At 72.3% G+C, this 13,853-nt stretch carries 22 protein-coding genes; all 22 read right to left on the bottom strand.

Features of this window, described 5'->3' with window-relative positions; translation table 11 throughout:
* Window positions 1-29: 29 nt before the first annotated feature.
* Window positions 30-773 (bottom strand): ComF family protein, encoded by a 744-nt coding sequence (locus tag AMIR_RS27685; RefSeq protein ID WP_015804289.1) that lies wholly within the window; start codon window positions 771-773, stop codon window positions 30-32.
* A gap of 16 nt (window positions 774-789) precedes the next feature.
* Window positions 790-1,734, bottom strand: coding sequence for a DNA-processing protein DprA (locus tag AMIR_RS27680; RefSeq protein ID WP_015804288.1), 945 nt, complete (start codon window positions 1,732-1,734; stop codon window positions 790-792).
* Window positions 1,735-2,004: 270 nt separating this feature from the next.
* Entirely contained in the window at window positions 2,005-2,373 is a 369-nt protein-coding gene (locus AMIR_RS27675) for a hypothetical protein (RefSeq protein ID WP_015804287.1), read from the bottom strand.
* A gap of 14 nt (window positions 2,374-2,387) precedes the next feature.
* Window positions 2,388-3,290, bottom strand: a complete 903-nt coding sequence (locus AMIR_RS36315) for a hypothetical protein (protein ID WP_015804286.1) — start codon at window positions 3,288-3,290, stop codon at window positions 2,388-2,390.
* 36 nt (window positions 3,291-3,326) lie between these two features.
* Window positions 3,327-3,626 (bottom strand): hypothetical protein, encoded by a 300-nt coding sequence (locus AMIR_RS27660; protein ID WP_143760923.1) that lies wholly within the window; start codon window positions 3,624-3,626, stop codon window positions 3,327-3,329.
* Between the two features lie 16 nt (window positions 3,627-3,642).
* Entirely contained in the window at window positions 3,643-3,840 is a 198-nt protein-coding gene (locus AMIR_RS27655) for a hypothetical protein (RefSeq protein ID WP_015804284.1), read from the bottom strand.
* A 101-nt stretch (window positions 3,841-3,941) separates the two neighbouring features.
* The gene (locus AMIR_RS27650; protein WP_015804282.1) at window positions 3,942-4,532 is read right to left on the bottom strand and encodes a hypothetical protein; all 591 of its coding nucleotides are present in this window, start codon (window positions 4,530-4,532) and stop codon (window positions 3,942-3,944) included.
* Window positions 4,529-5,023: a hypothetical protein gene (locus AMIR_RS27645; RefSeq protein WP_015804281.1), complete on the bottom strand. Its 495-nt coding sequence runs from the start codon at window positions 5,021-5,023 to the stop codon at window positions 4,529-4,531. Before AMIR_RS27645 ends, AMIR_RS27650 begins: the two co-directional genes overlap by 4 nt.
* A complete protein-coding gene (locus tag AMIR_RS27640; protein WP_015804280.1) occupies window positions 5,023-5,337 on the bottom strand; it encodes a WhiB family transcriptional regulator in 315 nt (104 codons plus the stop codon). The genes AMIR_RS27645 and AMIR_RS27640 overlap by 1 nt, the downstream gene beginning before the upstream one ends.
* A gap of 76 nt (window positions 5,338-5,413) precedes the next feature.
* Window positions 5,414-5,608, bottom strand: coding sequence for a hypothetical protein (locus AMIR_RS27635; protein ID WP_015804279.1), 195 nt, complete (start codon window positions 5,606-5,608; stop codon window positions 5,414-5,416).
* Between the two features lie 3 nt (window positions 5,609-5,611).
* Window positions 5,612-6,289: a hypothetical protein gene (locus AMIR_RS27630; protein ID WP_015804278.1), complete on the bottom strand. Its 678-nt coding sequence runs from the start codon at window positions 6,287-6,289 to the stop codon at window positions 5,612-5,614.
* Between the two features lie 26 nt (window positions 6,290-6,315).
* Entirely contained in the window at window positions 6,316-7,806 is a 1,491-nt protein-coding gene (locus AMIR_RS27625) for a DNA cytosine methyltransferase (RefSeq protein WP_015804277.1), read from the bottom strand.
* A 2-nt stretch (window positions 7,807-7,808) separates the two neighbouring features.
* The gene (locus AMIR_RS27620; RefSeq protein WP_015804276.1) at window positions 7,809-8,294 is read right to left on the bottom strand and encodes an ATP-binding protein; all 486 of its coding nucleotides are present in this window, start codon (window positions 8,292-8,294) and stop codon (window positions 7,809-7,811) included.
* Window positions 8,295-8,297: 3 nt separating this feature from the next.
* Window positions 8,298-9,365, bottom strand: coding sequence for a hypothetical protein (locus AMIR_RS27615; protein ID WP_015804275.1), 1,068 nt, complete (start codon window positions 9,363-9,365; stop codon window positions 8,298-8,300).
* A 9-nt stretch (window positions 9,366-9,374) separates the two neighbouring features.
* Entirely contained in the window at window positions 9,375-9,767 is a 393-nt protein-coding gene (locus AMIR_RS27610) for a hypothetical protein (RefSeq protein ID WP_015804274.1), read from the bottom strand.
* Window positions 9,764-9,958, bottom strand: a complete 195-nt coding sequence (locus tag AMIR_RS27605) for a hypothetical protein (protein WP_015804273.1) — start codon at window positions 9,956-9,958, stop codon at window positions 9,764-9,766. The genes AMIR_RS27610 and AMIR_RS27605 overlap by 4 nt, the downstream gene beginning before the upstream one ends.
* Window positions 9,959-10,413: 455 nt before the next feature.
* Window positions 10,414-11,118 (bottom strand): hypothetical protein, encoded by a 705-nt coding sequence (locus tag AMIR_RS27600; protein WP_015804272.1) that lies wholly within the window; start codon window positions 11,116-11,118, stop codon window positions 10,414-10,416.
* The gene (locus tag AMIR_RS27595) at window positions 11,115-11,519 is read right to left on the bottom strand and encodes a hypothetical protein (protein ID WP_015804271.1); all 405 of its coding nucleotides are present in this window, start codon (window positions 11,517-11,519) and stop codon (window positions 11,115-11,117) included. Before AMIR_RS27595 ends, AMIR_RS27600 begins: the two co-directional genes overlap by 4 nt.
* A 163-nt stretch (window positions 11,520-11,682) precedes the next feature.
* Complete coding sequence (locus AMIR_RS27590; RefSeq protein WP_015804270.1) at window positions 11,683-12,144, bottom strand: hypothetical protein; 462 nt, start codon at window positions 12,142-12,144, stop codon at window positions 11,683-11,685.
* 117 nt (window positions 12,145-12,261) lie between these two features.
* The gene (locus AMIR_RS27585; RefSeq protein ID WP_015804269.1) at window positions 12,262-12,564 is read right to left on the bottom strand and encodes a hypothetical protein; all 303 of its coding nucleotides are present in this window, start codon (window positions 12,562-12,564) and stop codon (window positions 12,262-12,264) included.
* 166 nt (window positions 12,565-12,730) lie between these two features.
* The gene (locus tag AMIR_RS36310; protein WP_015804268.1) at window positions 12,731-13,009 is read right to left on the bottom strand and encodes a hypothetical protein; all 279 of its coding nucleotides are present in this window, start codon (window positions 13,007-13,009) and stop codon (window positions 12,731-12,733) included.
* Complete coding sequence (locus AMIR_RS36305) at window positions 13,006-13,782, bottom strand: hypothetical protein (RefSeq protein ID WP_143760921.1); 777 nt, start codon at window positions 13,780-13,782, stop codon at window positions 13,006-13,008. Before AMIR_RS36305 ends, AMIR_RS36310 begins: the two co-directional genes overlap by 4 nt.
* Window positions 13,783-13,853 lie beyond the last annotated feature (71 nt).

Genomic DNA, 13,853 nt, shown 5'->3' with positions numbered 1-13,853 from the left:
TGTCTGCCCGACTGCATCAGGCTCGACGCTTAGCGGTAGGGGGCACGTGCGAGCGTCAAGCCCCGTACGGCACGGGCTCCGGCTTCGCGGAGTCGACGCGCCACGGCATTGAGGGTGTTGCCCGTGGTGAACACGTCGTCGACCACTGCCACCGTGGCTCCGTGCACGGCGGCTGGGTCGAGCACTTGGAGCGCGTTGTAGATGTCGTTGGACAGAGTGCAGCGTTCTGCGTAGCCGCGGGTGGAGACCATGCGCTCGGTGTCCCGTGTCTTGATTAGCACCGGTGGTGCGAAGCGGAACGGGTACCTGTCGTCCTGGGTCGCTGCTGATTCAATGATCCAGCCAGCGTGGTCGTGTCCTTTGCGGGTGGTGATGCCGGGCGGCAGCGGGCGTGACGGCATGGGGATGATCAAGTCCGCGCCTGCTGCCCGAGGATCACGCGCAAGGTACCCGAGGAGCACACGAGCGAAGATGATCCCCCATCCCCACTGCCCGGAGTACTTGTGCGCTTTGATTGCCGTGTCAAGGGCGCCGGTCTTCATGGCTATGGCCTGGTTGAACTCGAACTGGCGTCCAGGGTCGGAGCACAGTCGGTTGGTGCACCGGTCCTGCTCCGTGACAACACGCTGGCCGCACACTCTGCAGTACCACGGTGCGGCCGGTTCGAGTGTTTCCGAGGCACACTGCTGGCAGATCTGAGGTGGCCCTGAGGCGAAGTAGGCGCACCCGTTGCAGTTGCCGAAACCTGCCGGTGGGGGGAGCTGGTAGTTCACCTGCGCACCCCCTCGGTCAGATGAAGTCCATCACTAGTTGAGACCTCAGGGTATCGGCGGCCTGGATGCGTTCAGGCGAGGTGAGTGCGTCGGCCACGGCCTTGACGTCCTCCACCTGGACCGCGCCTCGTGTCTCGACGTACTTGCGTGCCCACTCCTGCTGCTCGGTCAGGCTCTTGATCAGGAAGACCTTCTTGCCGTGCTCCAAGGCGACGCGCGCCTGCATCTTGGCGCCGGAGGTGCTGCCAGCCTCGATGACGACCGTCCCCTGAGCGATCCCTGACATGGTGATGTTGCGGCGAGGGAACGTCCAGGTAGCGCCGCTGGCGTCGGGCCAGAACTGCGATACGACCGCGCCTTGTCCGTCGGTGGCGATCTTGTCGGTGAGTACCCGGTTCTCGGCAGGGAAGTAGCGGTTGATTCCGGTACCGATCACTGCGATCGTCCGTCCACCGGCCTTCAGGGTGGCGGTATGCGCTGCGGTGTCGATGCCGCGGGCCAAGCCCGACACGACTGTCACCCCTCGCTCCACCAGTTCGCGCGCCATGCGTCCGGCGCGCTGGCGCCCGGCTTCGCTGGCATCGCGGGTGCCCACGACTGCGACGCTGCGCAGATCCGCGTCGGTCATGGTCCCGCGCACGAACAGGAACGGGGGCGCGTTGGGGATCAAGCGCAGGTTCGGAGGGAACTCGTCGTCGAGCACGGTGACCAGGCGGACATCGTCCTCGCGGACCTTGTCGACCTCGGCTTGCGCCATCGCGATGTACTCATCGGTAGCCCCGTTGAGCGGCTTTAGTGCCTTGATCGCCTTGGTCGCGTCAGCAGAGGCTTCCAGAGGGAGGGCTTTCCACAGGCGGTCCACCCCGCCGGGGCGCTGCGCTTCGCGGGCGATGAGGTACCAGTTGACGTCCTTGACCTTGCACAGTGCGAGCAGTCTGAGCTGCTCTTCCGTGGGGCGCATTCTACTCCAATCGAACGTCTGTTCGAATGCGTTGTCTCTCGTTATTGCACCACATGCCGACCAAAAATGACACGACCGGGTGGTCGACACCGCACTTTGACTCGGAGGGGTGACGGCAGGTCACCACCACCTCATCGGCGTTTGCAGGCACTTCTTGAGGGTGCGCTCCCCGTTCGAGTGCCGCTACCCGTCACGCCGAAGCACGCTGAACCGGGCGAAGGCCCCGCACCGTGCTGGTGCGGGGCCCTCATGGTGTTCAGCGTGCGCAGGTCACCGGCCGTACTGGGTCATCCGGCGCTTGCAGGACGGACACTTCCCCATCCCCTGACCCGCGCGGTACTCCCGGTGAGAGCAGCCGCCGCCCTCGGATCGACCGGTGGTGCGTTCGCCCGCAGGATCGCTGACGTTCTGGGGCACGGATTTGCGCACTCGTCGAACCTCGAAGACCTCGGTCAGCGCTGGCAAGCGGTGGGACGCCACGTAGTCCAGGTCCTCCACGGAGTACTCGCCGGTTGCGCTCCTGGGAAGCGAACGGGGGTACACGCTGGCGTAGAACTCGACGTCCTCCTGCTCGACCTCCAAGCCGGTCCGCTCGGCGAGATGGGCCGCAGCGAGCACGGCAGGCAGCAAACGGGACATGGTTCTCCTCGCGGTCAGCGGCTCAGGGGCTTGCGGCGCCTGCGCGGCGGCGAGGCTGGCAGCTCGCGCAACAGCGACGGCTCGCCGGGGCGGCAGGCCCGGACCTGCTCCCACGGCACGCCGGGGATCTCCAGCAGCGCGTCGACGTCGCCGGTGCGGTAGAGCGGCACCGGCACCTCGCGGCGCCGGGACACCGACATCCACACCGTCTCCACCGGGGCGATCCACCCGGCCGCGACCGCGTAGTCCCAGTCCACCCTGCGGATCTCCAGCCGGGCGGCGGCCTGGTCCGGGCCGAGGCGGCGGTCGGCGATCACCTCGGCCGCCGCGTCCTCGTCCGCGGCCAGCACGCGGACCTGTCCGGTGTCGTAGCGGCCGAGCGGCCCGCGCTCCAGGCCGGGCACCTTGTGCAGCTCGCGCACGCTCACGCCGAGCGCGGCGGCAGCGTCCTCGGGGGTCTGGCTGGCGGCGGTCCAGCGCAGCCGGTCCGCCACGACCCCGGCCAGCAGCGCGGCGTGCTCGGCGGCCAGCCGGTCCAGGTCGGCCACCGCGTACAGCGGGTAGGTCCGGTCCCCCTTCTCGTACTCCTTGGCCACCGGCAGCAGGTCCGGCCGCGTGTCCGCGATCGCGCGGATGTCGGACCAGTCCAGCTCCAGCCCGGTGGGCGCGGTCAGCCGTGTGGCGGCGCGCGCGGCCCCGATGGGGTGCTCGGCGCCCACGACCTCGACGATCCTGGCCACGTCCTGCTCCAGCTGCCGGGCGGCGTCCTCGGACCACCGCCCGCTGGATAGGTCCGGGTCCGGTAGCAGCCCTCGTTCCCTGGCGTCCTCGGCCTGCCAGCGCTCCAGGCCGACGCGGTCGGCGAGCTGGAGCGGGCCGTAAGTCTTCGCCTTGGGCTTCTTCGTCTTCTCGGGCATGTGTCACGCCTTCCGTTGGTGTTCAAGGGGTTCCGGTCAGTTGCGGGGCGGGAGGGGGATCACGGGGGCGCGGTGCCCGGTGTCCGGTGGCCCGCAGTCGCAGTGGGCCTCGCGCAGCATCGCCAGCAGCACGCCGACCAGCCGGGAACCGGTGGCGCCTGCCTCGGCCTCGGCAAGCAGCGCGTCGCGGTACTCGACGGCCAGGGCCTCGGCGGTGTCGCGGATCTCGCCCAGGGTGGGCGGGTGGTCGCCGGGACTGATGTCCAGGGCGGGCGGGGCGGGGTGGTCGTGGTCCACGTGGTCCTCCGGTAGGGGCGGCGCGGTCGTGCGCGCCACCCCTACCACGTGCCGGTCAGCTGGCGGGGCGCTCGGTGCCGCGCGCCCGGTCGACCACCGCGGCGATCTCCTTGCGCTCGGCGGGGTCGCGGGTCATGCGCAGCGCCTGGCCGCCCAGGTGCAGCAGCGCGGCACGGACGACGGCGCGCTCGTCATCGGTGGTGGTAGCCCCCAGGGCGGCCACGCCCTTGCGGATCTCGTCCATCGCGCTCACGACCACTCCTCAGGTCTCGTCGATGATCTCGCCGAGGAGCGCTCGCTCCTCCGCAATCTGGCGGGCCTCGGCGATCTCGCCGGGGTCGGGCTCGGGGGCGGTCACCTGGCGACCCCGGTGGCGCGGGCGGTGGTGTGCCCGCGCGTCCAGTCGGTGATCGTGTAGCGGTGCTGGCCCAGCGCGGCGGCGACCGCGTCGAGCCGGTCGACGGCCTGTTCGGGTGCGGTGACGACCGCGCACGGCTCGTGCCACCAGCGGATCGACGCGGTGCCGGGCACGAGGCGGGCCGACACCAGCCAGCGCTCCTCGACCTCGGTGGGCGGGGCCAGCAGCTCGGCCACCTCGGTGGCGCGGTGCACGCGGCCGTCCTCGTCGTAGCCCTCGCGCAGCCCGAAGGCAACCAGGACGCCCTGCTCCAGCGGGCGGATGTGCCAGCCGCGCAGCCCGGACACCACCCGCTTGCACGCCCCGACGGACGGGGTGCCGTGCGTGACCGATGGGTCCCGCGCCAGGAGCACCTCGCCGAGCAGGTCCCCGCGCCGCTCCACGTAGCCGGTGAGCGGCAGGCGCGCGGAGGCGAGGTGCTCCAGCAGCGCGCTGGCGCCCACCGCGGCGGTCGGCCGATCGGGAGTCAGCCGGACAGCCCACGCCCCGGCAGCACGAGCGGCCTGGCGGTAATCCGTGGCGGTCACCGGGCCACCGCCAGCACGAGCTCGACGATCCCGCCGAGCGCACCGAGCACGGGCAGCGCCACCAGCGTGCGCACCAGCCACCGGCGCGGCACCTCCAGAGCGCGGGCCCGGTCGGCGGCGATCCGGGACACCGCGCGAGCCTGCCGCGCCACCAGCAGCGCTTCGTCGGCGTCCCGGTACGCCTCCGCCAACTCGCTGGCGCTCGCCGCCTCGGCGGCGTGCGGCCACGACCCGGCCGCAGCCACTCCGCTCCCGAACCGGGCGCGCAGCACCCCGGCCGCCGCCACAGCGGTGCGCACCGCGGGGACCGCGTCGAGCAGGATCGCGTAGAGCACCGGGCCGGGCAGGTCGGCGGCGACCTGGGAGACCACACCGGCGGTGGCGAGCACCGCCACGATGTACCCGAGGGCGGTGGCGTCCTGGCGGAGCATGTCGGCGCGGGCGTGGTCGTGGACCTCGGACATGCGGGCGATCGCGCGCGTCTCGTCCATCACGGCCTCCGGGTGGCGCGGTGGGCGGCCTGGGTGCGCTGCTGCTTCAGGGTGCGGCGCTCGTCAGCGGCCATCGCGCCCCACACCCCGTCGTCCCGCTGCATCGTGAGGGCCTCCTCGCGGCACTGGTCGACGACCGGGCAGGTGTGGCAGACCGCCCGCGCCGCCTCGGTCTGGTGCCGGGCGTGCTGGTTGCGGCCCCGCGGGAAGAACAGTTCGGGGTCCGAGTAGCGGCAGGCCGCGCGGCGCCGCCAGTTCGTGGGGCTGGGCGGGTCGGGGGTGATGAGCGGGCTGCGGGTGTGCTGGTGGATCATCGGTAGTGCCTCCTGGCTGGTGCTGGGTGGTGGTTCGGGGCCCCGCCGAGGGATCAGCTCGGCGGGGCCCGCCCGTTCAGGGCTGCTGGTCGGGGAGCAGGCCGAGCGCTGCGAGCAGTTCGCGCAGCCCGTCCGTGCCGAGGTCGTGGCGGGCGGCGTAGTTCGCGGCGGCCTGCCGCCCGCGCTGCTGCTCTTCGACGCTGAGCTCGGTGACCGGGCCGAGGGCGGTGCCGCCCGCACCGCTGAGGATCGCGTCGGTGGTGTCCGGCACCGGTCAGCCCTCCGTTGGCGGTTTGGCGGGCTGCCAGGGGCCGCGCGTGACGGTGCGGGACACCACGGTGGTGGTGTACGGCGGCTCGTAGTCGCCGTGCGCTTGGCGGGCGTGGTCCTCGGAGGGGCGGGGCTGCACGTAGTCGATGTCCTCGGGGTGCACGATCCGGACGCCCCACTCGGTGACCTGCTTGCCGGTCAGCCGCGCGAGGTCGGCGGCGTTATCCCGGTCGCTGGCCTGCGACACCGCCAGGTCCGCGCGCAGCCGGTCGCGCACGGCGGTCAGGCGCTCGCAGCGCCGCTGGAGGTGCGACTTGGTAGTGGCGGCCACTTCCTCGCTGATCGACAGGTCACGGCGCAGCCGCTCGACCTCGGCGGCGAGCATGTCCCGCTCCCGCCGAACGTCCTCGGCGACCTGCACCGCCTTGTAGTAGGAGGTCGGTGCGGTCTCGCCGATGGGCAGGCCGAGGACGTTGCGGAGCGCAGCGTGCCGGATGTCCTGGTCGGCCCGCAGCGCGTCCCGCTCGGCCAGCACTCCGGCTGCCCCGGTCTCAATCACCTTCCGGAGAGAGGGCAGGTAGTCGTCGCTGATGCCGACGTTGAACTTCTCCTCGAACGCGTCGCGCGCTGCCTCGATGGCTGCGTCGGTGATCGGCGGGTCAGTCGGCTTGGAGGCGTTCATGGTTCTCCTGGGTCGCAGTGCGGTGGTCAGTTCGCGCCGAGCGAGTCGGCGACGGCGCGGAACAGGAACTCGGCGGCGGGCGGGGTGACGCCGTTGCCGAGCTGGTGGACCTGCTCCCGCTTGGAGCCGGTGATCGTGTAGTCGGGGCGGAACGCCATCGCGGCCTGGATTTCCTGCACGCTTAGCATTCGGAAGGTGCAGTCCTCGACGGCGGGGATGGCCTCGGGCCAGGCCACGAGGGACTGGTGCCCGGCGGTGGTGAGGGTGCGCAGCGGTTCGCGAGCCGGGGTCGACAGGTGCGCGCCGGTGCCGCTCGGGGCGGAGTTGTTGCGCATCACCATCGCCCGGTCGGCAGGAGTGTCGGGCAGGGTCGTCAGGCCGTACCGGTCGACGGTGGTCAGGGCGCCCAGCGGCCGGTCGGCGGGGAACGCGGACTCGCTGGTGCTGTAGTAGGGGACGACGAGCGCGGACTCGTGCCGGGTGGTCTGGGTCCGGATCGGCTGCCAGGTCGGCGCGGCGGCGTTCCCGACCCGGCCTTCCACCGGCACGACCAGGCCCTCGGTCTCGCGGGTGGTGCGCGCACGGAACGGCTCGCTCGCAGGCTGGGCGGTCTCGTTCCAGGTGCCACCGGAGGGCACCAGCTGCGGGGCGGTGGCGTAGCGGGCCAGCCCGGCGCGGATGCGGCCCAACGTCTTCTCGGACAGCGGGCGCGCGCGGTCGCCGATGCGCTGCCCGAGCACGGACCAGTCGAGCACCGCCGAGGCGGGCATCGCGTACGGCTCCACCGGGCGTCCGCAGCCGGGCGTGGCGCACACGTAGGTGTACTGGGCGCGGTAGCGGCCCCAGCGCGCGGCGGGCCAGCCGGTGCCGCGCCGCTTGAACACCTGGCGGCACTCCACCTCGCGGTCGCAGCCGGAGCACCGGCCGTGCGGCCTGACCTCCAGGTCCGGCGTGCGGTTGCCGCGCCGCCAGAACACCACGTACATCCGGTCGCGGGACTGCGGCGCGCGCGGCGCGCGGATCGCCGGTGCGTGCATGGAGTTGAGGTAGACGACGTGGTGCTGGTAGCCGAGGGCGTCCATGGCCAGCAGCCACGACTGGAACGGCGCCCAGAGGGCGGCCTCGACGACGTTCTCCACGATCACCGCGTCGTACAGGTGCGCCTCGGCGAACCGGATGACGTCCCACATCGTCGCGCGGCTGCGCTCGGCGACGTGGTCGGGCAGCGGCTCGGCGAACAGCCCTTCCTGGCTGTGCTCGCGGCGCTTGCGGCCCTTGGCCGTGGTGTGGTTGGTGCACTCCGGGGAGGCCCACAGGATGTTCGTGCGGCGGTAGCGGCGCGGCACGACCTGGGAGATGTCCGCGCAGTCGTGCTGGCAGTGGGGGAAGTTGGTGGCGTGGGTCTCGATTGCCCGCGGGGAGTGGTTGGCGGCCATCACCAGCTGGATGCCGGGCACGGCGGTCGCGCCCAGCCCGGATCCTCCGGCACCACAGAACAGGTCGGTCGCGGTCAGCATGCTCAGTGCTCCCGGTAGATCTCGGTGCGGCCCCAGCCCTCGGCGGGCAGACCCGGCAGGTCGGCGGTGATGGCGGCGTGCATCGAGGTGACGACGTCGGCGGGGACGCGACGCGGCCAACCGCACGAGCACGGGCTGTCCGAGCGGGCGGCGTTGCGAGCCAGAGCGACCTGCAGCGGCGGCAGCAGCACGACCGCGGCGGTGCCGCTGCCGGTCTCGGCGGCTAGGCGCAGCAGCGCATCGCGGCGGCCGGTGGTGGCGTTGGTGGCGTCCCACAGCACGTCCTGTCCGGCGGTCAGGGCGTGGCGGGCTGCGGCGAACGCCGCAGCCACCGCGATCGGCGTGGTGTCCTGGTCGTTGGGGCAGCCGCAGCGGGACAGGGCACCGCGCAGGTCGTCCAAGCTGATCACCTGGGCGGCTGGCCACCAGGAACGCGCCGTGGTCTTGCCCGCACCGGGTGGCCCAACCAGAGCAGTGAGGGTGGCCAACGGTCAGCCCTCCACCGGCGGCTCGGCGGGCTGGCTGGCGCGCTCGTAGAGGCTGCCGGGCTGGCCGGGCGCGTTGCTGCCGCTGCACTCGCGGCGGTGGTCGGCCGCGCCGGGGCACCGCTTGTTCCCGCACTTCGGGCACAGGTACATCGGCTGGTGCAGCCCGACGACCGGGTGGCACGCCTTGCAGAACCCGCACTTCACCTCGGCGGGCTCGCACAGCTCGTGTCGGACTGAGCGTTGCGCCTCGTCCTCGGTGTGCACCCCGCACGACGCCATCCGGCCGCCCGGCGACAGCACGGCGTGCGGCCACTCCCGGAACACGCGGCGGGCCGCGTCGTACCCGTCCTCGCCTGGGCCTGGCTGCTGGGCGGCCTCGACCATTGCGTGCAGCAGCGCGTCGGACGCGCGGGGCGTCATCAGCGCCTCGCCGGTCAGGCGCTCGATGTCGTCCAGCGCTCGCGCGAGGTCGGTGGCGTTGTCCCGGTCGCTGGCCTGCGACACCGCCAGCTGGTCCCGGAGCAGGTCGCGCGCGGCGGTCAGGTTCTCGCAGCGCTTGTGGAAGTGCCTCTTGATCACCGCGATCTGCCGCTCGGCGTTCACGACGGCGCGCTTCTGCTCCTCCAGCGTCCGAGCGTGCTCTCGCTCGCGCTGGTCACGCTCGTCGTGCAGGCCGGTCAGGTGCTTGACCTCGGCGCGCAGCCGCTCGACCTCGGCGAGCGCCTGACCGAGGTCGGTGCTGATGTGGTCGAGCGCAGCGCTGTGCACGCGCAGCCGCTCAGCCTCGGCGGCGAGCGCGTCCCGCTCGGCGCGGGCTTCGTCGCGCTCGCGCAGGCTGGTCGTGTCCGCCACCGGGGCGGGCATGGGCTGGGGCAGGTGTGCGCGCGCTTCCCGGATCAACTCGTCCAGCGTCATGTCCAGTTCGACGCGGCACACCTGATCGCCGGGGTCGTTGGAGTCGTCGGAGGTGGAGTAGCGCAGCTCCAAGCCCTCGTCGGAGTCGGTCAGGAAGAACCCGGCGAACTCGCTCGGGCCGGGCAGCGGGGCGGGCGTGGGGTCCTGTGTGGACATGGGGGTCTCCTAGGAGGCAGTGACGAGTTGGGTGGACTCCTGCTCGGCCCACCACAGGGCGCGGTCCACCACGTGGTCGCCGAGCCGGGCCGCGGCGAGGTCGAACAGCTCCTCCGGCAGGTGCTGGAGCAGCAGTCCGAGCACCTGGTTGGGCACGACCGAGACGGCCGTGCGGCGGTAGGCGCTCTCCAGCGCCCGCTGCTCGCGCTCCTCCACCTGCGCCGGGGTGCGGCTGGCGCACCGGCGCGCGTACCGCTCCCGGTCGTGCTGACGGCGGGCCTGGACGCAGGGCTCGCAGCGCTCCAGCTCACCGCTGCGCCACAGCTTCGGGTGGCCCCGGTAGGCGTGGAGCTGGTAGCCGCGGTAGGTGCCGTGGTCCGGCTCGCGGAGCTGCCGGGTCACGATGTCGCCCTCGGCAGCTCGCGGTCGGCGTCCAGCCCGGTCCAGCCGCGGACGTGCTCGCGGATCATCTCGGCGACGAGCGGGAGGTCCTCCTTGACCTCGGCCACGGACGCGGAGGAGACGTTGCCGACGTGCTCGACGTGCTGCTCGCCGGTCTGGGGGTCGGTGATGGTGATGGTGATCCGGAACATGGCGCCTCCTGGGCGGGGGCCCGGCGCTGGTGGGCGCCGGGCGGGCTACTGGTCGCGGTCCTTGGTGGACCACTCGTCGGGGTCCTCGTCGGGCCAGCGGATGGGGTCGTGCTGCATGTGGGGCCTCCCTCGTGTCCCCCGGTGGTCGGGGGCTCCCCCGCTAGTGCGGGGATCGGGGCCTCAGGTGGCGGGGCTGTGCCCGACCGTGCACTTGCAGGAGCTCAGGGGGCGTTTGCAGGTGTGGCAGCGGGAGCTCGTCGGCTGTGGGGTTGGCTTGGGCATGTGGTCCAGTTCCTTGGGGTTGTGCGGCGCGGGGTTGCGCCGGGCTCCCCCGCGGGGGCGGGGAGGGGCGGCCGGGTCAGGCGGTGGCGGCGGTCCAGGGCGCGAGGGCGGCGTCGACGTGCTTGCTGGGTGCGCCGTGGGGCTGGAGGGCGATGCCGAGGGCGGCGGGGTGATCACGCGGGCTGCTCGGCGGCGTGCTGACTGGAGATGTCGAGGCAGGTGCCGAACTCGATCAGCAGGTCCTCGAGCGCGCGGATCAGCCCCTCGGGGGCCACCTTGAGGGCGGTGCGGGTCGCCTTGCGGGCGCAGTAGGTGCCCAGGACCCCGTCGATGAGGCTCCAGGTCTGCCCGGTCTGCTGGGCCTCCAGCGTCGTCGGCAGGATGGCCGGACGCTCGGAGTAGGGCTCCAAGAAGCGCAGTTTCTCGGGTTGGAGCGTGGTGCTCGAGGCGGGCTGCTCGGCACCGCCGAGGTGGGGCAGGGCGGCGGTCAGGACGACGCGGGCCTGTTCGCGCCAGTGGTCCTGCTCCTCGGGGAAGAGGCTGGCCCATGCGCTGCTGCCGTCCCCGAGGAGGCCGAGCTGGTTGCGCATGGCGACGGCTGCGGCCTCGACGGCCGCGTCGCTCACGGTCGGGCTGGCCAGGACGAGCGGACGCCAGTCGGCGCGGATGGTGCTGTCCACCTTGGACTCCTCGGTGCAGTTCGTGCGGTGGCCGGTGGGGCAGCAGCCGCAAGTGGTGTGGTCGCCGGGAGAGGCGGCGCAGATCGGCGCGTAGTGGTCGCGGCGCGCCTGCCAGCAGTCGTCCGGGTCCTCGATGGGCTCGGGCCAGTGGTCGGGCCGCTCCACCAGCGCGGTGGAGCGGCCGTCCAGCAGCGTCACGCGGCGACCGGGGCGGCCAGCACGCGCAGCACGTCCAGGTCCACCGGCGGGGCGATCGGGTGCCCGTCCGTGTTGGTGACTGCCGTCAGCTCGTCGATGGCGGACCAGACCTTGATCGGGGTGCCGTCGGCGAGGCTGCCGGTGATGTGGACGTGGACCGAGCCGCTGGGGGTGGGCGTGCTGAACGCGGTCGCGGTGACGTTGGTCGCGCGCAGGGAGTCGGCCCAGTCGATCAGGGCGGGGGTGCGCGCGGGCTCGCCGAGGCTGGTGTGGCTGGCCACCTGGAGGTACAGGCCGCCCTGGGAGCCGCGTTCGATGTTCACGGCGGCGAGGTGCGGGTGGACCTGGAGGTGGTCGGCGAGCGCGGCGAGCGCGGCGGCGTACTCGGCGTTCGTGATCATGCGGACTCCTCGATTTGGGAGAAGGTGGCTGCACGGCCGCAGTTCCAGTGCACGGAGTCGGCCGGCTTGCCACACCAAGGGCAGGACCACCCCCCGGCTGCGCTGGGCGCACGGCTCGAGGGAGTAGCGCGTCCAGCGGTTCGGGGTGTGGCGGTCGGGCTGGTCACGCCGAGCCGTCGCGGGCGCCCGCGATGACGGCCAGGGCGGCGTCCGTGGACACCAGTTCGGCCACCGGGACGCTGTCGGCCTCGTCCCTCCAGGCCAGCAGCAGCGCGTCGAGCTGGTCGTCGGCGAGCTCGGCAGGCCGGTCGTTGTCCCGGCCGCCGAGGGCGTCGAGCCGCCGGTCGCTGTTCTCCGCCGCGGGGGCTACGGAGACCGGGACGACGCGGGTGGCCGGGTCGCACCCGAGGGGGCAGCCGTAGGTGCAGCTGTGGATCAGGGCGTACTGGAGGACGCAGCCGCGGCGGCGGACGTAGAGCTTGCAGCCGTAGCGGCACTCGTCGCGCATCACCTGGACCTCGGCCCACCCCCGGTTCGGGCGGACGTAGGTCGTGACGTGGCGGGCGATGTCGGCGGCTGCCGAGCCAATGATGCGGATCGGAGCAGTAGTCAGTGTGTTAGTCACATGAACCTCACTGTGCTGGGGTTTAGCGGTGAGTGGTGACTAATCTACGACTAACTGTGACTAACAAGCAAGAGGGATTTTGCGCAGCCGGGCTGTTTTACGTGCCTTTGAGGAGTGTCAGCGCGAGCTGAAAGGCTCCCGAGCAGGAGCGATCTCGGTGATCGGGCGGGCCACTGCTTCCGGCTGCCGAGGCACAACTCCCATCGCCTGAACGAACGGCACCCAGCCCTGCCCCTCCACCACGTGCGTGGCCGGGGTATCCGCGCTGGAGAGGCCGTAGGAGGCGACCCAGTCGGCACGGCAGGGCTCGGAGCACAGCCGGGGAATCAGGCCGTGCTGATCGGCCGGGGTCGGGCGGTGGCAGTGCGGCGCCCAGCACGTGCTGTCCGGGTGCAGGGCGTAGGTGCCGAAGTCGATCATCGAGGGCTCCTCGTGGTTGTTGGCTGGCGGGCCAGCCAGGTGTCCATCTGCTCGGGCGTCCACACCCAGGCGGTGCCGGACCGGCACTCGGGGTGGACCGGCGGCCAGCCGGGGATCGGGATGCGGGGCCTGCCGCAACGCGCACACGGCGGCCTGGGCGAGGTGTTCACTGCTGGCGCCTGCGGGCGCGGCGGCCGGTCCAGTCGACCGGGTGGCCGTGTGGGGTGGTCTCCGCCGCGAACCGCGCTCGCCGGGCGCCGGGCGCGAGGTGGGGCTTGCAGACCAGGCACGGCCGCGGGTGGTCCGCGTCCCTGTCGAGCCAGCCCTCGTTGCACGCGTGCGGCTCCGGCTCGTCCTGGTCGCCGTAGCGGTCGGGCATCGGCAGCTCCTCCTCGGCGTTCCTGGCGGCCCGGTAGCGGCCGAGGGGGATCGGGGCGGCGCTCACGAGGCGGCCTGTTGTTCGCGACGGCAGATGACACAGCGCGGGGTTCCGTCCGGGGCAAGGCTCCCGTCGAGGCGGTGACTGCACCGCGACCGCTGCCGACTCCATACCTCGGGCACGACGACCTCGCGCCCGCGCCGCTCGCGCACGCGGGGAACCGGACTTTTCCGCTCGACTTGAGCCGGTGGATCTTGGAGCTGTTCGGCTGCGGTAGAGCAGTCGTTGCGACCTCGCGGAGCGGGGTCGCTGCGCAGGGGGTCCGGGGGCAGCGTGCCCCCGAAGGTCCCTTGGCTGGTCAAGGGCTGGTCAAGGGCTGGTGTCCCCGTGCTGACCTGCGGTTGTGACGCTACCTCCGGCGTCACGTGACGCCCCTGTGCGGCGTTTGTGACGCCGCTGTCCGGCGTCACGTGACGCCCCTGTGCGGCGTCACGCTGCCGCTCGCGGTACCTCCGATTCCGCTCGGCCTGCTTGGACAGCGCCTGGTCCCGACCAGCCTCGACAGCGGCGGTACGAGGAGCCATCTCGACCGCGTAGTTCAGGGCCCACACGACGATGCCGCCGTTCATCTCACCGCTGCGGACGATCAGCTTTGCCGCCTCCAGGCGCTTGATCGCGTCCGCGCAGGTGCGTGTCTTGGCGAGGTGGCTGGCCGCCGTCAGCGTGGGCAGCGAGGGGCGGATGTTGGTGCCGTCGGGGTCGGCGAACGTGGCCATCGTCAGCAGCACCAGGTGCGCCGTCGTGTCGGGCGTCTTGTTGCCCAGCAGCAGCGTCGGCACACCCTTCGCCCAGTCGAACGGGGCGTAGACGGACCCTGACGCAGTCGAGGCCTCAACACCCTTGCGGGGAC

This window comes from Actinosynnema mirum DSM 43827 (assembly GCF_000023245.1).
In the GTDB taxonomy this organism is placed as follows: Bacteria; Actinomycetota; Actinomycetes; order Mycobacteriales; family Pseudonocardiaceae; genus Actinosynnema; species Actinosynnema mirum.
This window is presented reverse-complemented; position numbering and strand designations above follow the sequence as displayed.